The organism is Paenimyroides ceti (assembly GCF_030409925.1).
Window position 1 is genome coordinate 459,164 of the sequence record NZ_JAUFQU010000001.1, and the last position, 17,632, is coordinate 476,795.

Here is a 17,632-nt window from a genome sequence, read left to right on the forward strand (position 1 = left end):
TTTAAAAATAAAAAATACAAATGATAGATATAATTATAACTGACGATCATCCTTTACTGCTTGAAGGACTCAAAAATGTTTTTGCCGCAGAAAAAGATCTGATGGTCAAAGCCTGCTTCTTTGATGGTCAATCGACATTAGAAGGACTGAAAAATATCACGGCAGATGTATTATTTCTGGATATTAACCTACCCGATATCAACAGTATTGAAGTGGTGGCACAAATAAAAAATACATATCCCGAAATGAAGATAATCATATTGAGTGTACATAATGAGTTTGCTGTAATCAACAGTATGTTGCAGGAAGGAGCAGACGGGTATATTCAAAAAAATGCTTCAGGGATTGACATCATTACGGGAATACATACTGTTCTCCAGGGAACTGTCTTTTTGTGTACTCAAACACAGCAGATTATGCAGAGAAAACAGCAGGAAGGCTTAAAAAAAGTTCCCAAAATAACCCGAAGAGAGAAAGAAATCCTGCAACAGGCAGCAAAAGGATATACGACCATACAAATTGCAGATATTCTTTTTATCAGCCCTCATACAGTAGATAGCCATAGAAAAAATCTTATGGAAAAATTTGAAGTTAAAAATCTGACTACTGTCATCAAATTAGCACTTGAATACGGTCTGATCAGAGAGTCTCTGTAATAAACATCAAAACCACTAATTTCAGGGATAGTATCCCTTACTTCTTCAGTCTATTTTTGTAATGAATGTATTATTAAAAAAGATTAAAATGAAAAAGTTATTTTTAAAAGGAATCGTCCTGAGCTCATTACTGGTAATGATGAGTTGTAACGAAAAAAAAGATCCGGTACAATACAATAATGAAATTGTAACCGTTATCAACGGCTCTGATAAGCACATGACAGATATGAACAGTGCCATGCAGTCAAAAGATTATGATAAAGCAGAAAAAGTTAGAGTAGAATGGGAAAAAGCCATTGATCAGGATATTAAAAAAATGGAAGATATAGGCGATTTCAATGGTGATGCTCAATTACAAAATGCTGTTTTAAACGGACTAAAAGGATATAAGAAAATTGTTACAGATGATTATCCGAAATTGATAGATCTTCGCAAAAAGAATACTCAGGATCCTGCAGCAGAACAGCTATTGTTAAATAATATCAACAATGCTTTCGAAAATATGGCTGAAAATGTGAATCAGGCTTCTGATAAATTTGAAAGAGATTATAATAAATAATTAAAAAATCCTTTGTTGCAAGACAAAGGATTTTTTTGTTTAACAATAAAATAAAAAAGGATTATTTGTATTCTATTACAAAATCCTCTTTCGGATTTCTTACTTTTTTCATTCCGGCAAGCCAGTCACCATCAGTATCGCGGTAACCGATTGGCAGCAATGTTACACTTTTTAACCCTGCTTCTTTCAGGTTTAATAAAGCGTCGAGCTGTTCATTATTAAAACCTTCTACAGGAGTAGCATCAATTTTTAATTCAGCAGCCTGAGCAATAGCCAATGCAAAACCTATATAGGATTGACGGGCAGTATGTACAAAATTTACTTCCTGCGGCTGCTTCAGATATAAAGACTTTAAGCGATCGGTATAGCTGCTGAATCTGCCGCGTGGTAATCCTCTCTCGTCAGTTGTAAAATCATACATACCATCAATGCGCTCCTCAGTATAGTTATCCCATGCAGCAAAGACCAATAAATGAGAACAATCTGCTATAATCTGCTGATCAAAAGCAATGGGTACAATTTTTTCTTTTAATTCCTGATTGCTAATAACCAATACCCTGAATTGTTGTAATCCTGAAGATGTAGGAGCCAGACGTGCTGCTTCAATGATTTTATCTACATCTTCTTCCTGCACTTTCTTGGCAGGGTCATATTTTTTTGTGGCATAGCGCCAACGTAAATTATCTAATAATTCCATTTTTAATTGTTTGTTATGTTATGAAGCAGATAATACAAAAATCAGGGCAATGAGAGCTGGCAGTGCCTGTACAAAAAATATTTTGCGAGAGGCAGTTAATGCGCCGTAAATGCCCGCGACTAATACACAGATAAGAAAGAATGATGCTATGTTTGTCTGCCACATAGGATCACTGATGAACAGAGACCAGATAAGTCCTGCTGCAAGAAATCCGTTATATAAACCCTGATTTGCAGCCAAACCTTTTGTTGGTTGAAACAAATCTTCTGGCAGGGATCCTTTAAACGTTTTTTTTCCTGCTGTTTCCCAGGCAAACATTTCCATCCATAAAATATATAGATGCTCAACAGCAACAACGCCAATCAGTATTTGTGCAATTAGGTGTATCATCTGTTTTTTTTAGTTAGTTACGGTAAGAGTTACTTCAATATTTCCCCGGGTAGCATTTGAATAAGGACATATCTCATGTGCTTTTTCAACTAATTTCTGAGCTTCTTCTTTTGATACTCCGGGTACCACTACTGAAAGAGCTACTTCTAAACCAAATCCCCCGTTGTCAATCTGACCGATTCCTACTTTTGCCGTTACCTGTGTTGTTCCTGTACTCACTTTCTGTAAACTAATAACGCGATTGAGAGCACTGTCAAAACAAGCAGCATATCCTGCGGCAAATAGCATTTCCGGATTGCTGTAATCATCTGTTGCTCCACCCAGTGCTTTTGGCATTCTTACTTCGAGATCCAGAATTCCGTTTTCACTTTTTACATGACCATTTCTTCCGCCGGTAGCAGTCGCTGCTGCTGTATATAATGTTTTCATAATTAAATGTATTGAGTTATTTGTTTAAAATTTTATTAGCGATTCTCTTTAATGCTTCGAGATCGTCAAGAGATATGCCCATAGAAGCAATCATCTTCATAGGAATGCTTTGCGCTTTTTCACTTAGCGCATTACCTGTATCTGTTAACGTGATCTCTACCACTCGTTCATCCTGACTGCTCCGGTTACGGCTGATGATATTTTTCTGTTCCATTCTTTTCAATAATGGTGTCAGAGTACCTGTATCTAACCGAAGTTTTTCACCGAGCTGATTGACGGTCTGCTTTTTATTTTCCCATAATACCAAAAGAACTAAATATTGAGGATAGGTAAGACCTAATTCATCCAATAACGGTCTGTAATGCTGTGTAATTTCTCTTGATAGCGCATATACCGGAAAACAAACCTGCTCTTTTAATTGTAATAAATCTTTCATAATTCAAATTATGATACAAATTTATATATTTTGCACAATATAATTGTGTGAAATATATTTAAAATTTTCATAAAAAAAATAGTAACGAGTATTTAAGAGAAGTTGTTGGTGGAGAAATAGGCGTATTCAAAAAGAAGATTTCAATTTGAACTTAAAGTAGTATTGCGTTAAAAAAAGATATCGATCCATTCTTCAATGGAGATTTTTTCTAAAATACTATTTGGAATTTCTATCTCAGCACTATAAAAACACGTGTGGGTAGTTTTGTAAAATAACAAAAGAGTTGTTTTCTCACCGGAAAGTGCATAGAAATAATTTTTTGTTGTAGATTTTTCTTCCCTTTTTACTAATGTCAGTGTCGCTTTTTTATCGTAATGGCGGATTATGGTATAGATATTTTCAACGATTTTTTCTGGAGCTGCATAAGTGGGTTCTAAAGGCATGATATTGACGGAAAAATCCAAAATAGGTGAGGATTTCACAGAGGATACACTGTCTGAAACGGCATAAGCTGTATAATGAGACGAATAATATTCTTCTGTTCTAGTATGCTGTACTTTCCACGAATAGTAATCGGGTAGTGTTAACAGTAACAGGTCACAGGCTGTTTGGGCTTTCATGGAAGAGTAAGATAAAAAGATGATCCCTGTAAAAAATATACTGTAAAATGATTTCATGTCCACAGATTAAATTAAGTTTGGTTTGAACAGAATTTATTTCACGGGTTTCATTTTGAGTAGGGTTCTTTCCTGATTGTTGGGTTGTTTAGTTTCAAGAATCTGATAGCCATCTTTCTCAATTGCAATTTTTATACGGGGGCAACCATAACCATTTCTGACAAATACCTCAAAATTTCCGATACTGTCTGTCTCTACCAAAAGTTCATGTCCTTTATTCAGTACAGAAACTTTGGCTTTGTGAATTGGAATCTGGGTGTGTTCATCAACAACAATTCCCCGGAAAACTCTGAGACAGCTGCACGAGGTTAAAAAACTCGTATATAGAATCAATAAAATTATCTTTTTCATAGCAATTTATTGAAGTGTAAAAATACAAAAAGCTCTTATAGAGATGAATCACTGAATTTAGCTATTTATTTTTTAATGTTGTACGAACAATATCCCTGAAAATAATGAATTCGTCTGTTGTTAAAAGCCTTTATCTTTGTATCAGTCTAAACATATTTCTGTTGACAATGGAGGTACTGACTACGGAATTTGCAGTTCAGCTATTCCACAAATTGTATTACGTAATATTTAATTAAACAGATAATAATGAAACGTTTTATATTGAGCATTTTTGCGATTTTAATTACTTCTTTTTCATGGGCACAGGAAGATCTTGTCTATATTTTGCAGCCTTTTACTGAACAGACACAGGTAGTCTACACAGACATGGAAATACCTTTTTATAAACGATTAGGAGAAAAGAAGATGGCAGGTAAAATTCCAGCGGCACAGAGCCTTCGTGTTGTGAACGTTATGAATTCTGATGATGAAGATCTGAATAAATATATGGCTGTTAACTATCAGGAAAAAACGGTATATGTAGAAAAAAAGAACGTAGCCTTTAAAAAGATTCGCACCAAAGAAAATGATTTTTATTTCAGAATCGGAGCCTTCTATCTTGGAGGTGAGTATAATAACAGCTTGCTCTATCTTACTTCAATTCCGCACAACGCCAATTATCAAACAGACAGTTTTGCATTTCCTTTAGTTACTGATGAGGGACTGATTGATATAAAGGTTTTTGATAATAAAGGACTCAAAGACATCACCAATCTGATACAGATCGATTATCAGGGCGAATATTGTGGTGCCGAATCAGGAGATTCATGGCTGTATTGGAGTGCCATGGATGGTTTCAATCAATTGGCTGATCTTATAGGATGGGCAGATATGGATTATATTGCAGAACGATTTATCTTTCCGACAGATGAAGGAGGCAAATCCGGGAAAATAATTTACGAAATTGAACATGGAGTACTCGAAGATGATACGGTAGACGCTGACTATAAAATTACAAAAAAGCAAAAAACATACACTTTGAAAAACGGCAAACTCAATCCTGAATTTACCTCACTTATTACAACATTAAACCGTTAAAAAAAAAGCGTTCCTCGGAACGCTTTTTTTATTGTTTTTTATGAATGAGTTCTCTTCTCATTTGTTTAACGGTTTTGGTACTGCCATCATGGCTCCATCCCGGAGGACCGAATATATACATAAATTTATACCGCCAGTTTTTTGTTTTCTTCATGTCATTCCAGATATTGATATACTCGTGTGTAAGAATATCAAACATATTATGCGATTCCGGAGGAGTGGTTACTCCGTAGCTAATCTCTATCTGCTCGTCTAAAGGCTGATATGTTCCGAACATACGGTCAAATATATTTAAAATACCTCCGTGATTTTTATCCATATATTCAAAATTCTTGGCATGATGAACCTGATGCATGGTGTGCGAATTGATGAATCGGTCAAGAAAACCTAATTTTGGTACATACGTGGTATGTAGTTGAAATTGCCATAACGATTCTATTCCGAGACAGACAATTACCATTTCAGGAGGAAATCCGATGGCAGGCATCCACATATAAAACAAAGGTTTATACAATAAGGTAAACCATCCGTTGCGAACAGCAGTTCCTAAATTAAAATTTTCGGAAGAATGGTGTACAATATGTGCAGCCCAAAAAAAGCGAACCATATGATTTTGTCTGTGAAACCAATAGTAGCTGAAATCATCGGCAAGCATACATAAAATCCAGACATACCAGGCATAGCTAAAAGATTCCCATCCAAAAATATTCATACGTACTCCGTCGGTTATCGGATTAAATAAATCGTACACAAATGAAAACAGTGCAATGATAATTACTGTTTTAAGCAAAGCTGCAAGTATTGCAGATCCGCTTCCGATCAGTAGGCTGGCAAAAAAATCTTTACGTTTATATAAATCTTTTCTTCCGGTAAGTTTGCTATAACTTAATTCTAATAAAATAAAACCAATAAAACAAGGGGCACCATAAACCAAAGGGTTTGTAAATTCCATAAATAAATGTGTTTTCTCTAAATAATAAAAATGTTTGTTGTAATGTTTTATGTGGATTTATAAGGGGTATAGTGTTTGTTATTTGCTGTGAGGTGAAAAGTTGAGAATCTTCTGTGTTCATTACTAACCTTTCACAATTTTTAAAGATAGTTAATTCTGCAGTCTAAGACCCATAAAGTGCTGATATTTTTAGTTTTTTTAACGTACTTCATCTCTCTTGCTGGAAAAAAAGAAAACCGGCATTTCTTTTTTTGAAATAGTCTTTTCGGATACAATATTAATTCTTACATTCATAAAGCTATAAAAGAAAAAAAATGGACTTACACTCAGGATTACCCTATTGGATTATTAAAAATGAATTATTTGATTATTTCAATCCGTTGGATGCAGACATAGAAACCGAAGTTGTAATTATCGGTTCGGGAATCACAGGTAGTCTCGTGGCACATGAACTTTGTGAGGCTAAAATTCCCTGTGTAATGATTGATAAACGAACGATTGCAACAGGTAGTTCTGCGGCAAGTACTTCACAGCTACAGTATGAAATAGATGTTCCACTTTCAGAACTTATTGAAAAAGTTGGAGAAGAAAAGGCTGTAAAGGCATATAAAGATTGTCTGGACTCAATTACGGATCTCGAAAATATTTATAAAAAAATAAAGGCTGATCCGGATTTCAGACGTGTACCTACAACTTTGCTGGCAAGCAATAGAAAAGGTCTGAAACTTCTAAAAAAAGAATATGAAATACGCAAAAAATATGACCTTCCTGTAGATTTCCTCGAAAAAGAAGAGCTGAAAGAGCAATTGAATCTTGATGCACCGGGTGCTTTATACAATGAAACATCTGCACAAATGGATTGCTATAAAGGAGCCACTTCAATTTTGAAATATCATTTAAAGCAAAGTAATTTTCAGCTTTTTTCCCATACGCTTATAACCGATTATGAGGAAACATCTTCGGGTTATAAACTGCTCACAGAAGGCGGTAATACAATAAAATGTAAATATGTAATCATTGCAGCAGGGTTTGAAGCAGGAGAATTCCTTCCCAAAAAGGTAATGGATTTGCTTTCAACATATGTGATCATCTCTCAGCCAGTGTATGAAGACATGTTGTGGAAAAACCGATCATTGATTTGGGAAACAAAAGAACCGTATTTATATATGCGTACCACTGTTGATAACCGAATTATCGTAGGGGGTGAAGATATATCTTTTTCAAATCCTAAACACAGAGACAGCAGACTGAGAAACAAGATAAAAAAATTGGAGAATAAGTTTAAAAAAATGTTTCCTGAAATTCCGTTTGTAACCGATATGGCCTGGTGTGGTACTTTTAGTGCTACAAAAGACGGTTTACCTTTTATTGGAGCATGGCCGGAAAAGCCAAACATGCTGTTTGCATTGGGTTATGGGGGTAATGGAATTACTTTTAGTATGATTGCTGCACAGATGATACGCAACATCGTAGAAGATAAAGAAGAACCGAGACTTGATGTTTATGGATTTAATGAAGACAGAATATAAACCATTGGAACAAAAAGATTTCATCTTTGCAAAAACAATGCATTATATAGGGCTTGCTAATTCCCGGAAACAAATAATTTAGAATGCATATCTTTGCAAAAAAATTACAGTAGAATAGAATGACACATTTAGTGAATGGTTTTTCAAAATTGAGCAAAGAGGAAAAACTGAATTGGATTGTAACGACTTATTTCAAGGGTGATACATCTGTCAAAAAAAGCATTACCTCATATTGGAACACTGATAAAGCACTCCAGAAATTGCATGATGAGTTTATTGAAAATACCATAACCAATTTTTATTTACCATTGGGAGTAGCTCCTAATTTTGTTATCAATGACAAAGTATATACTCTTCCGATGGTTATAGAAGAAAGTTCCGTTGTAGCTGCTGCTTCGAATGCTGCCAAATACTGGTCGGCAAGAGGAGGGTTTAAAGCAACGGTACGCTCTACAGAAAAAATCGGGAATGTCCATTTTATATACAAAGGGGATAAAAAAAGACTGCAACAGTTTATTGCAACTGTGCATTCAAAATTTTATTCGCAGACAGAGCATATTACGCGCAATATGAAAAAACGTGGCGGTGGGATTCTTGCTGTTGAGCTGATTGATAAAACAGATGAATTGGAAAATTATTACCAGTTACATGCTACTTTTGATACTAAAGATAGTATGGGAGCCAATTTTATCAATTCCTGTCTTGAAGAATTTGCTGCTGTATTGCGAACAGAAGCTCCTTTATATGAATTATTTACCAAGGAAGAAAAGCAGCTTCAGGTAGTGATGGCTATTCTTTCTAATTATGTTCCCAATTGTTTAGTACGGGCAGAAGTTTCTTGTAAGGTAGAAGACCTGAAAAGCAAGGAAATACCTGATCCGGTGTATTTTGTGGAAAAATTTATTCAGGCAGTTAAAATAGCTGAAATAGAGCCTTACAGAGCGGTTACGCATAATAAGGGAATCATGAATGGGGTAGATGCTGTAGTGCTTGCAACCGGAAACGACTTCAGAGCCATTGAGGCTGGAGTACATGCATTTGCCGCAAAAGACGGAAAATATACCAGTCTTTCGCATGCAGAAGTAGAAGATGGTATTTTCCGGTTCTGGATGGATCTTCCTTTGGCATTAGGTACAGTAGGCGGGTTAACCAGTCTGCACCCTATGGTGAAATTTGCATTGGAGCTTCTCGAAAAACCAACAGCAAATGAACTGATGATGATCATTGCAGTTGCCGGACTCGCTCAGAATTTTGCAGCATTAAAATCCCTGACAACTACCGGTATACAGCAAGGACATATGAAAATGCATCTTATGAACATACTCAACCAGCTAAAAGCAACTGATGAAGAGCGACTGCGTGTACAAGTGCATTTTGAAACGAATACGCTTACACATAGTGCTGTAGTTGATTTTGTTGAAAAAATAAGAAGCTGATGACAACTTTTTACAGCAACGGTAAATTACTTATAACAGGAGAATATCTTGTACTGAAAGGCGCTAAGGCATTTGCCTTACCTACACGATTTGGCCAGTCTCTGAATGTTTTTCCTTTACAAACTCCCGTAATCAGCTGGAAAAGTTATGATGAAGACGGGACAATATGGTACAACGATTCTTTTTCGATAGACGATATTGTATTAAAAAAACATATGCCGGATCAAGAGTTTCGCAATACTCTTATAGATATTTTATATGAAGCTCACCGGATGAATACCCATGTTCTAAAACAACAAAGTGGTTTTCTTGTTGAAACGTCTCTGACTTTTCCCAAAAAATGGGGATTAGGCACTTCATCCACCTTGATTAATAATATTGCGCAATGGTTTGAAATCGATGCTTTTGAACTTCTTAAGAAATCTTTTGGAGGTAGCGGATATGATATTGCTTGTGCACAAAATAATAAGGCTGTCATATACCAGACTTTGTCAGGAAAACCTCAGGTTACACCATTAGATTTCCATCCGGTGTTTGCGGAGCATATTTATTTTGTATATCTGAATAAGAAAAGAAACAGCAGAGAAGCCATCAGGAATTTTGAATTGAAGGCAGACTATTCAGCGGAAATTTTAAAACAGGTTTCTGAGATTACAGAACAGATTCCGACTATAACGGATTTCGGCCAATTCAAAAGAATGATGCAGCAACATGAAGCTATTCTGAGCAGTGTATTACAAGTGTCTACCATACAAAAAGAATTGTTTTTTGATTTTGAAGGCGTTGTAAAAAGCCTTGGAGCATGGGGAGGAGATTTTGTGATGGTGTTATCCGATAAAGATCCTGAAGAATATTTTAAGCAAAAAGGATTTTCTGTTATTTTGAAGTACAATGAAATGATTTTATAAAAAAGAGCGACTTATGTAAGTCGCTCTTTTTTATTTTGTCAATCCGGCTCTTTTCAACAGAGCTTCCGGTTGTGGCTCCTGTCCGCGGAATCTTTTATAAAGGACCATCGGATGTTCGGTTCCCCCTTTTGAAAGAATATTATTTTTGAATCCGGAAGCAACTTCGGGATTAAAAATTCCTTTTTCTTTAAAGAAAGCGAAGGCATCAGCATCTAAAACTTCTGCCCATTTATAACTGTAATATCCGGAAGCATATCCACCGTGAAAAATATGGGAAAAAGCGGTACTCATTGCATTTTCTTTTACATCAGGATAAAGCTGAGTAGAAGCGAATTGTTCCGTTTCAAAAGCTTTTAAATCTGTAATTGCGGTAGGATCCTGTGCGTGCCATCCCATATCGAGCAGTCCGAAACTCAACTGACGCAGAGTTGCCATTCCTTCCTGAAAATTAGCACTCTCTTTTATTTTTTCTACGAGTTCCATTGGAATCATTTCACCTGTTTCATAGTGTCGGGCAAACAATTCCAAAGTTTCCTGTTCATAACACCAGTTTTCCATTATCTGACTTGGCAATTCTACAAAATCCCAATATACCGATGTTCCCGAAAGTCCCGGATATGTTGTGTCTGCAAGCATGCCGTGTAGTGCATGACCAAATTCGTGAAACAAAGTTGTTACTTCGTTAAAAGTAAGTAGAGAAGGTTTGGTTGCGGTGGGTTTGGTAAAATTACAAACAATAGATACATGTGGGCGTTCGTTTTTTCCGTCTTTGATGTATTGCGGCTTAAAAGAAGTCATCCATGCGCCGTTGCGTTTCCCCTTTCTTGGGAAAAAATCGGTATAAAAAACAGCAATCAGGTTATTATCACTGTCTTTTACCTCAAATGTCTGTACATCTTCATGATAGGTATCCATATTCTTTGTCTCCTCAAATCGGATTCCATATAATTTTTCAGCTACTTTAAAAGCACCTTCAAGTACATTTTCTAACTTAAAATAAGGTTTAAGTTTTTCATCATCAAGATTAAAACGCTCTTGTTTGAGTTTTTCCGAATAGTAGGGACCATCCCATTTTTCCAATCGGTCAATACCATCAGTTTGTTTTGCAAATTCAGTAAGTGCCTTAAATTCTTGCTGAGCGGCTGGTTTTGCCTTTTGCAGTAAATCGTTTAAAAAAGAAGTAACTTTTTGTGGTGATTGTGCCATGCGTTCTTCCAGTACAAAATCAGCATGTGTTGGGTATCCTAAAAGGCGCGCACGCTCAAACCGCAATCGGACAATTTTTAAAACATTTTCCTCATTGTTAAACGTATTATTCTGAAAAGCCTTTTTACCGGCTGCCAGCGTTAATTCTTTACGCAATGCGCGATTAGAAGAATAGGTAACAAAAGGAAGATAACTCGGATAATCGAGCGTGAAAATCCAGCCTTCTTTATTCTCGCTTTCTGCAAGTTGTCTTGCTGCCTCAATAACGCCCTCCGGAAGACCTGCCAAATCTTCTTCTGACGTAAGATGCATTTGATACTGATTGGTTTCTGCAAGAATATTTTCTCCGAATTTTAAAGAAGTCAGCGACAGTTCAGCATCGATTTCTCTGAGACGACTTTTACTTTTCGAATCTAATAAAGCGCCGTTACGAACAAAATTTTTATACGTATTCTCTAAAAGAGTTTGCTGTTCTGCACTAAGTTCAAAAAGATCTTTCTGATCAAAAACATGTTTAACGCGTTCAAAAAGTTTTTCATTCAATAAAATATCATTGCTGAATTCAGATAGTTTAGGGGCTACTTTTTGAGCAATCTGCTGTAGCTCGTCATTGGTTTCTGCTGAATTCAGATTGAAGAAAATACTTGATAAGCGGTCCAATGTTATACCTGAAAAAGCCATCGCTTCTATGGTATTTTCAAAAGTTGCAGGCAAAATATTAAGAGCTATACTGTCAATTTCTTCTTTAGCCTGTTGAATTGCGGTATCAAAAGCCGGTTCAAAATCACTATTGTTGATCTTTGAAAACGGGGCTGTATTATGTGGAGTCTGAAAATAAGTTGTTAAGATAGACATAGTATTCGTTCTTTTAAAATTAAAAAAGCCGCCAGAAATTGGCGACTTTAAAAGTACGTTTTTTAAATTATTTGTAAAAAACCTGTTTACTAATAAAAAGTTATTTTTTATCAGGAGAATTTTGTGAAGGATGAGGTTCTTTTTCCACTTCCTGAATATTGTTTTTAAGTACTGTTTTTATACTGTTTTCATGTTTCACTGGTCTGAAATTGGGATTGTGAACAGCTCCCATAGAAATGCTCTTCTCTTTTATGATGTTAGCATCATAAGGATCGTTCTGAATTTTAGAAGAGGTGCAGCTGATGATCAAAAAACTGCTACACAAACAGCCTGACAATACATATTTCATAAGAAACGATTTTTAATTCATTCAAATATAAGCAATTACTTTTTAACAATCTTGTAACTTTTCGAATGTTGACCGTTATATAATGTAATCATATAAATACCGGATGATAATTGAGACATATCCACTTTAGAATACTGATCGGTAAGAGTACCTTTTGCAAGTGTCTTCTGATTCATATCGCTGATGATATAATTGAGATCCGCATTGAGCTCTTTGTTAATATGGATGAAGTCAGGGGTCGGGTTTGGATATATCTCGATGTTTTTTTCTAATTCAGGGTTTGGAGTACTAAGGCTGCAATCTATAAACTGAACATACAAAGGATTGGTTGAATTGCTGCTTTCAGGGCAAATATTCGGTGAAGCTGTTACAGTATAAGCTCCCGGAGCAGTAACCGTATAAGTAAGGCTGTTTGCTCCTTCAATAGGTACTCCATCATTATACCAAACAATGTTTTCACTGAACAATGGTGGCAGGTTCAAGTCTACTGTATGGCCTTCGCATACGAGTAGCGTTCCGTCGTTTGGGTCTACGGTAACAAATTCATTCAACTCATTTTGTATGTATATAGGTGTCCAGTTATAGCTGTCAATCTGAATGGCATTTGATTCCAATGTTTCTCCGTTTAACGTTACAACAACTTTAAGGAGTGCCTGATCATAGGTATACCAATCATAAGTAAAAGAAGATTCAGTAGCATTTTCAATAGGTTGATAATCGTCATTCAGAAACCAGTATTTAAAATACCATTGATAGGTTTCATAATTCACATCATTTGTGATTGTTGCTGTGCCGTTGGTATTGGGACAAAGCATCAGATCTCCTTCTATTGTCGGGTTTTGGGCAAAAAGATTGAGGGAGCAAAACAGGAAAAGTAAAAATTTAATTTTCATAATAATAAATTTAATTGTTTGTAAAACAAATAAACAGATTACTATTTAAAAGAAATAAAATAGTCAGGATGATAGTGTGACAACAGGCGTGACATTTCGTGACAATCTGAATAAAATAAAATTTAAAATACTGTTATTTAAATAGATATCAGATATTGATATAAGTCTGTTTCTTTGGGTAGGGAAAGTTTTATGCGCAGTCTTTCCTTTCTTTTGCGACAACTTTCGGGAGTGATGTGTAATAAGTTTGCCATTTCTTTAGTAGTCAGATTAAGAAAAACAAAAGAAAGAAAACGCACATCATTGGCATTTAGGTCCGGATGCAAGCTGTTTAATTTTTCGAGAAAACGGTTATTGATATTTTCAAAATGCTGATTAAATTCTTCCCATTTGGTATCTTCTTTCAAATGCATTTTTAAATCATTGGCAAGACTGAAAAGCGTTTCACTGTTTTTGTTTCCTGTATTGTCATGTAGTAGAGAAACGATTGTTTCAAGCAATTCGTTTCTCGTAGATTGAAATAATATTTTATTGGATAATTGTTTGTTTTTTAATTCAATCTCTTCTTTTAATCGTATTTCGGTCTCCTGTTGTTGTTTTAAATCCAGTTCAGCAATAAGAGACTTCTCTTCAAAATCACGTTGCATCAACAACCGGTTATTAATTTCCTGTTCCAGTTCCAGTTTTTTTATCGTGAGATCATTTTCAGCAATGATTTTTTTTTGCTGTATAAGAATGGTTCTTTTATAGTAAGAATAGAGAATAAAACCAAAAAGGCATAAAAGAGAAAAGAGGGATAACAAATAAATAATATTCTGATTCTTTTTTGCCACTCTTTGTAAATTCAATTCATAATTGCTTTTTGACAATTCAAATTTCAAAGAAGCGTTTTCTAACAGTTCTTTACTGTTTGCATCGTTTATTTTTTTGTTGAGTGAAATAATAGAGTCTTTTGCAGATACAACCTCGCGTAAATTTCCCAGTATAAAATTATTTGCAGCTTTTTCTTCAAACAAATTTTTTCTTACTTCATAATCTTTTGAGTCAGAAAGAGCTTTGTCTAAAAATTGGTCTGCCAGAATATAGTTTTCTTTTTGCTGGTATGCTTTGGCAAATAAGGAAAGAACTTCTGTCTTTTCAGGCAGGTATCCGTTTTTTATACATAAGTTAAGTAATTCCGAGAGATTACCGATTACTTCCTCCGGGTGTTTTTTTTCTAATAAAACAGCATTTCGTAGCAGTTTGGTGCTGATATAGTTACGCGTTTCTTTTTGGGTATATGCTTCTGCAATATCTATGTATTGTTCCGCTTTTTCAAAATATTTCAGATCGTAATAAAGGTTGGCGAGATTGGTAGCATAAAGTCCGGTATTGGCTTCTGCTTTTTCACGAACCGCAATGTCATAAGATTTTAAAAAATAGGTTTCAGCATCAGCATATTTTTTTAGTTTGGTGTATACAATTCCCATATTGTTTAAAACCGTCATCTCATCAGCAGGCTTTTGTTGATCCATAGCAAGATCGTATGATTTGTGCAGATAATGAATGGCTTCTTTATAGTCATGCATTTTCAGATGGGTAAGTCCGATGTTATTGTAAACCAGAAACTGTTGTTTGTAATAAGGCTTTTTATCCAGCAGACGCTGTGCTTGATTTAGAAACGTAATGGCTTCTACAAATTGATTGTTATACATCGCATTTACTCCTTTCTTTATCAACTGGTCACAGTTAAGAGGTTCTTGAGTTTGCGCAGAAATAAGAGCAAACTGAAAAATTATAATAAAAAATAGAAAGCCTTTTTTTACTTTTCCGGACATCATACAAAAATAAAAGCCACTAATTAATAGCAGCTTTATTAAATTCTTTAAAAATAAACGAAAAAATGGAAAGAATAAAAATCTTTTAGCCAATTTAACGCTTTTAAAAAATGGATTTTATTCTGTAAACTTTAAATCATTGGCTGCCTTTAATACAGCTTCTTTTAATCCATTTTTATATGCAATCATTTTGGTAAGCAACTCTTTATTCTGACTTCCCAAAATCTGTACTGCCAGCAAACCTGCATTTTTTGCACCATTTAGGGCAACTGTTGCTACGGGTACTCCGCCAGGCATCTGCAAAATAGATAATACAGAATCCCAACCGTCAATAGAATTAGAAGATTTTACCGGAACGCCAATCACGGGCAGTGGGCTCATAGAAGCGACCATGCCGGGTAAATGTGCAGCACCACCGGCACCGGCAATGATAACAGCAACACCTTTTTCATGTGCTTTAGATGAAAAATCAACAAGTTTTTCAGGTGTCCGGTGAGCAGAAACAATATCTACTTCCGTTTCAATTCCAAATTCTTTTAGCACGTCAATGGCTTGTTGCATTACCGGCATATCTGAGATGCTTCCCATTACTACAGCTACTTTCATATAGTTTGCTATTATTTGCTTATTACTTTTATTGTTTCTTTTACTTCCTGTGCAATTTTTCTTGCTTTGTCCATATTTTCATTAACAATGGTTACATGTCCCATTTTTCTGAATGGACGGGTTTCCTTTTTTCCGTAAATATGAGGCGTTACTCCGTCAATAGCCATTATTTTTTCAATGTTTTCATATACTACTGCTCCTGAATAACCGTCTTCTCCTACAAGATTGACCATAATTCCTGCAACTTTACTGTCTGTGTTTCCAAGGGGTAAACCTAGTATCGCACGAATATGCTGTTCAAATTGAGAAGTGTAACTTGCTTCGATAGAATAATGTCCGGAGTTATGAGGGCGTGGAGCTACTTCATTAATAAGTATTGCATCATCATGTGTTTGAAACATTTCTACAGCCAGAAGTCCAACATGGTTAAATGCTTTAGATACTTCGAGAGCTACAGCTCGGGCTTTGTCTGATACTTCCTGACTTATACGGGCAGGACAAATCACATACTCTACCTGATTAGCTTCCGGATGAAATTCCATCTCCACTACAGGATAGGTTTTTATTTCTCCTGCTGCTGAACGCGCTACAATAACTGCCAGCTCATTTTTAAAAGGAATCATTTGCTCTGCAATACATTCCGCTTCGGCCAATGATTCCAGATCAGAAAAGCTACGAATGACTTTTACACCGTTACCATCATATCCGCCCTGAGCCACTTTCCATACAAAAGGAAGAGTAATTTCACTGCTTTCCACAGCTTGTTTTAATTTTTCTAAAGTTGAAAACCGGGTAAAGGGAGCTGTTGGGAGCTGATTTTTCAGATAAAAATCTTTTTGATTGCCTTTGTTTTGTATCAAACGGAGTGTTTTGGGAGAAGGAAATACTTTTAATCCTTCTTTTTCAAGGGTTTCCAAAGCTTCCAAATTGACATTTTCGATTTCAATAGTAAGTACATCTACCTGTTTTCCCAAAGCCATTACCTGCTCATAGTCGGTTAAGTCTCCCTGGAAAAAACGGGTGGCTCCAAACTGACATGGTGCTTCGTTGCTTGGATCTAATACATAGGTTTGAATGTCAAATTTTCGGGTTTCGGTAAGCATCATTTTGCCTAATTGTCCGCCTCCTAAAATACCTAATTTAAAATCGGAAGAAAAATAACTCATTGTGTTGTTGTTTAAGTGGCAAAGATAAAATTTTACTTTTTATAATCGGCTTTGATTTTTTTCAATTTTGCGAATCACTTTTGATGCTCTGCTTCGGAAAGAAGGTTCGTTTTTGAGAAGTTCATTGTTAATAATCGCCAGAAGATCCGCAGTAATCCAATCTTCTTCATCGCGCAGATAAAATAAAACACTGATACAGTTGACCCGGGTAGCTACCAGACTTGGTTTTATAAGCCAGTCAAAATGAAGGGTAATAATTTTTTGTTTTTGTGAAGCAGAAAAAGAGAAGGTCTGATTTCTTAGTAAATGATAAAAAATACGGCTGATGCATCTTTTAGCAGTTTCGTTGAGTGTTTTTAGTGCTATTTCTATAAACGAATCCATTGAACTGTTAAGGAAATCAGGCTGATCTTCTACTAAAGAATCGAGAATTACGATGAGCGGAATTTGTTTATCTTCTTCCTGTTGTTGTAATATCTTTAAAAATGTTTCTGCAGGTAAATTCTGCTCTACAATAAATTTTTTAGCGTTGTTTCTGCATGTAAGACTGAAATCGAATTTATTGGATGAAAAATAATCGTTTATAGACATGTATTTTTTTTCAAATGATTTTTTTTAAACTGTAAAATACAAATTTTAATAA

General features: G+C 35.4%; 20 protein-coding genes. 6 read left to right on the top strand and 14 right to left on the bottom strand.

Annotated elements, in window-relative coordinates; genetic code table 11:
- The first annotated feature begins 20 nt into the window (after positions 1–20).
- Together QW060_RS02010 and QW060_RS02015 are read left to right on the top strand one after the other, a co-directional pair.
- On the top strand, positions 21–656 hold the full coding sequence (locus QW060_RS02010; RefSeq protein WP_290362046.1) for a response regulator transcription factor: 636 nt from the start codon (positions 21–23) through the stop codon (positions 654–656).
- 88 nt (positions 657–744) lie between these two features.
- A complete protein-coding gene (locus tag QW060_RS02015; RefSeq protein ID WP_290362047.1) occupies positions 745–1,215 on the top strand; it encodes an LIC11966 family surface protein in 471 nt (156 codons plus the stop codon).
- 61 nt (positions 1,216–1,276) lie between these two features.
- Here QW060_RS02015 and QW060_RS02020 read toward each other — a convergent pair whose 3' ends face one another.
- From QW060_RS02020 to QW060_RS02045, 6 genes are all read right to left on the bottom strand, one after another.
- Complete coding sequence (locus QW060_RS02020; RefSeq protein ID WP_290362048.1) at positions 1,277–1,912, bottom strand: NAD(P)H-dependent oxidoreductase; 636 nt, start codon at positions 1,910–1,912, stop codon at positions 1,277–1,279.
- 18 nt (positions 1,913–1,930) lie between these two features.
- Entirely contained in the window at positions 1,931–2,302 is a 372-nt protein-coding gene (locus tag QW060_RS02025) for a DUF1304 domain-containing protein (RefSeq protein ID WP_397385581.1), read from the bottom strand.
- A 9-nt stretch (positions 2,303–2,311) separates the two neighbouring features.
- Complete coding sequence (locus tag QW060_RS02030; RefSeq protein WP_290362049.1) at positions 2,312–2,731, bottom strand: organic hydroperoxide resistance protein; 420 nt, start codon at positions 2,729–2,731, stop codon at positions 2,312–2,314.
- A 16-nt stretch (positions 2,732–2,747) separates the two neighbouring features.
- Positions 2,748–3,167: a MarR family winged helix-turn-helix transcriptional regulator gene (locus QW060_RS02035; RefSeq protein WP_290362050.1), complete on the bottom strand. Its 420-nt coding sequence runs from the start codon at positions 3,165–3,167 to the stop codon at positions 2,748–2,750.
- 167 nt (positions 3,168–3,334) lie between these two features.
- Entirely contained in the window at positions 3,335–3,844 is a 510-nt protein-coding gene (locus QW060_RS02040; RefSeq protein ID WP_290362051.1) for a hypothetical protein, read from the bottom strand.
- A 36-nt stretch (positions 3,845–3,880) separates the two neighbouring features.
- A complete protein-coding gene (locus QW060_RS02045) occupies positions 3,881–4,195 on the bottom strand; it encodes a hypothetical protein (RefSeq protein ID WP_290362052.1) in 315 nt (104 codons plus the stop codon).
- A 246-nt stretch (positions 4,196–4,441) separates the two neighbouring features.
- On the opposite strand from QW060_RS02045, the gene QW060_RS02050 reads away from it, so the two are divergent.
- On the top strand, positions 4,442–5,272 hold the full coding sequence (locus QW060_RS02050) for a hypothetical protein (protein ID WP_290362053.1): 831 nt from the start codon (positions 4,442–4,444) through the stop codon (positions 5,270–5,272).
- 28 nt (positions 5,273–5,300) lie between these two features.
- Here QW060_RS02050 and QW060_RS02055 read toward each other — a convergent pair whose 3' ends face one another.
- Positions 5,301–6,224, bottom strand: coding sequence for a sterol desaturase family protein (locus QW060_RS02055; protein ID WP_290362054.1), 924 nt, complete (start codon positions 6,222–6,224; stop codon positions 5,301–5,303).
- A gap of 314 nt (positions 6,225–6,538) precedes the next feature.
- Between QW060_RS02055 and QW060_RS02060 the strand changes: the two genes are divergently transcribed.
- From QW060_RS02060 to QW060_RS02070, 3 genes are all read left to right on the top strand, one after another.
- Positions 6,539–7,753: an NAD(P)/FAD-dependent oxidoreductase gene (locus tag QW060_RS02060; protein WP_290362055.1), complete on the top strand. Its 1,215-nt coding sequence runs from the start codon at positions 6,539–6,541 to the stop codon at positions 7,751–7,753.
- A 119-nt stretch (positions 7,754–7,872) separates the two neighbouring features.
- Positions 7,873–9,189 (top strand): hydroxymethylglutaryl-CoA reductase, degradative, encoded by a 1,317-nt coding sequence (locus tag QW060_RS02065; RefSeq protein WP_290362056.1) that lies wholly within the window; start codon positions 7,873–7,875, stop codon positions 9,187–9,189.
- Positions 9,189–10,097 (top strand): GYDIA family GHMP kinase, encoded by a 909-nt coding sequence (locus tag QW060_RS02070; protein ID WP_317623160.1) that lies wholly within the window; start codon positions 9,189–9,191, stop codon positions 10,095–10,097. The genes QW060_RS02065 and QW060_RS02070 overlap by 1 nt, the downstream gene beginning before the upstream one ends.
- 30 nt (positions 10,098–10,127) lie before the next feature.
- On the opposite strand, the gene QW060_RS02075 is transcribed toward QW060_RS02070, so the two are convergent.
- The 7 genes from QW060_RS02075 to QW060_RS02105 all read right to left on the bottom strand — a co-directional run bounded on the left by QW060_RS02075 (position 10,128) and on the right by QW060_RS02105 (position 17,580).
- A complete protein-coding gene (locus tag QW060_RS02075) occupies positions 10,128–12,158 on the bottom strand; it encodes a M3 family metallopeptidase (protein ID WP_290362057.1) in 2,031 nt (676 codons plus the stop codon).
- 100 nt (positions 12,159–12,258) lie between these two features.
- Positions 12,259–12,507 (bottom strand): hypothetical protein, encoded by a 249-nt coding sequence (locus tag QW060_RS02080; protein WP_290362058.1) that lies wholly within the window; start codon positions 12,505–12,507, stop codon positions 12,259–12,261.
- 35 nt (positions 12,508–12,542) lie between these two features.
- Positions 12,543–13,400, bottom strand: coding sequence for a T9SS type A sorting domain-containing protein (locus QW060_RS02085; RefSeq protein WP_290362059.1), 858 nt, complete (start codon positions 13,398–13,400; stop codon positions 12,543–12,545).
- Between the two features lie 137 nt (positions 13,401–13,537).
- Positions 13,538–15,310: a tetratricopeptide repeat protein gene (locus tag QW060_RS02090; protein ID WP_290362060.1), complete on the bottom strand. Its 1,773-nt coding sequence runs from the start codon at positions 15,308–15,310 to the stop codon at positions 13,538–13,540.
- A 24-nt stretch (positions 15,311–15,334) separates the two neighbouring features.
- Complete coding sequence (purE, locus tag QW060_RS02095) at positions 15,335–15,823, bottom strand: 5-(carboxyamino)imidazole ribonucleotide mutase (RefSeq protein ID WP_290362061.1); 489 nt, start codon at positions 15,821–15,823, stop codon at positions 15,335–15,337.
- Positions 15,824–15,834: 11 nt separating this feature from the next.
- Complete coding sequence (locus QW060_RS02100; RefSeq protein ID WP_290362062.1) at positions 15,835–16,989, bottom strand: 5-(carboxyamino)imidazole ribonucleotide synthase; 1,155 nt, start codon at positions 16,987–16,989, stop codon at positions 15,835–15,837.
- A 39-nt stretch (positions 16,990–17,028) separates the two neighbouring features.
- Entirely contained in the window at positions 17,029–17,580 is a 552-nt protein-coding gene (locus tag QW060_RS02105) for a hypothetical protein (RefSeq protein WP_290362063.1), read from the bottom strand.
- Positions 17,581–17,632 lie beyond the last annotated feature (52 nt).

Bases quoted from the DNA above. Each gene is read 5' to 3' on its own strand.
- QW060_RS02070 (WP_317623160.1), top strand. From the start codon at position 9,189: ATGACAACTTTTTACAGCAACGGTAAATTACTTATAACAGGAGAATAT.
- QW060_RS02060 (WP_290362055.1), top strand. From the start codon at position 6,539: ATGGACTTACACTCAGGATTACCCTATTGGATTATTAAAAATGAATTA.
- QW060_RS02065 (WP_290362056.1), top strand. From the start codon at position 7,873: ATGACACATTTAGTGAATGGTTTTTCAAAATTGAGCAAAGAGGAAAAA.
- QW060_RS02045 (WP_290362052.1), bottom strand. From the start codon at position 4,195: ATGAAAAAGATAATTTTATTGATTCTATATACGAGTTTTTTAACCTCG.
- QW060_RS02035 (WP_290362050.1), bottom strand. From the start codon at position 3,167: ATGAAAGATTTATTACAATTAAAAGAGCAGGTTTGTTTTCCGGTATAT.
- QW060_RS02025 (WP_397385581.1), bottom strand. From the start codon at position 2,302: ATGATACACCTAATTGCACAAATACTGATTGGCGTTGTTGCTGTTGAG.
- QW060_RS02030 (WP_290362049.1), bottom strand. From the start codon at position 2,731: ATGAAAACATTATATACAGCAGCAGCGACTGCTACCGGCGGAAGAAAT.
- QW060_RS02040 (WP_290362051.1), bottom strand. From the start codon at position 3,844: ATGAAATCATTTTACAGTATATTTTTTACAGGGATCATCTTTTTATCT.
- QW060_RS02055 (WP_290362054.1), bottom strand. From the start codon at position 6,224: ATGGAATTTACAAACCCTTTGGTTTATGGTGCCCCTTGTTTTATTGGT.
- QW060_RS02080 (WP_290362058.1), bottom strand. From the start codon at position 12,507: ATGAAATATGTATTGTCAGGCTGTTTGTGTAGCAGTTTTTTGATCATC.
- QW060_RS02050 (WP_290362053.1), top strand. From the start codon at position 4,442: ATGAAACGTTTTATATTGAGCATTTTTGCGATTTTAATTACTTCTTTT.
- QW060_RS02085 (WP_290362059.1), bottom strand. From the start codon at position 13,400: ATGAAAATTAAATTTTTACTTTTCCTGTTTTGCTCCCTCAATCTTTTT.
- QW060_RS02075 (WP_290362057.1), bottom strand. From the start codon at position 12,158: ATGTCTATCTTAACAACTTATTTTCAGACTCCACATAATACAGCCCCG.
- QW060_RS02010 (WP_290362046.1), top strand. From the start codon at position 21: ATGATAGATATAATTATAACTGACGATCATCCTTTACTGCTTGAAGGA.
- QW060_RS02020 (WP_290362048.1), bottom strand. From the start codon at position 1,912: ATGGAATTATTAGATAATTTACGTTGGCGCTATGCCACAAAAAAATAT.
- QW060_RS02105 (WP_290362063.1), bottom strand. From the start codon at position 17,580: ATGTCTATAAACGATTATTTTTCATCCAATAAATTCGATTTCAGTCTT.
- purE (WP_290362061.1), bottom strand. From the start codon at position 15,823: ATGAAAGTAGCTGTAGTAATGGGAAGCATCTCAGATATGCCGGTAATG.
- QW060_RS02015 (WP_290362047.1), top strand. From the start codon at position 745: ATGAAAAAGTTATTTTTAAAAGGAATCGTCCTGAGCTCATTACTGGTA.
- QW060_RS02100 (WP_290362062.1), bottom strand. From the start codon at position 16,989: ATGAGTTATTTTTCTTCCGATTTTAAATTAGGTATTTTAGGAGGCGGA.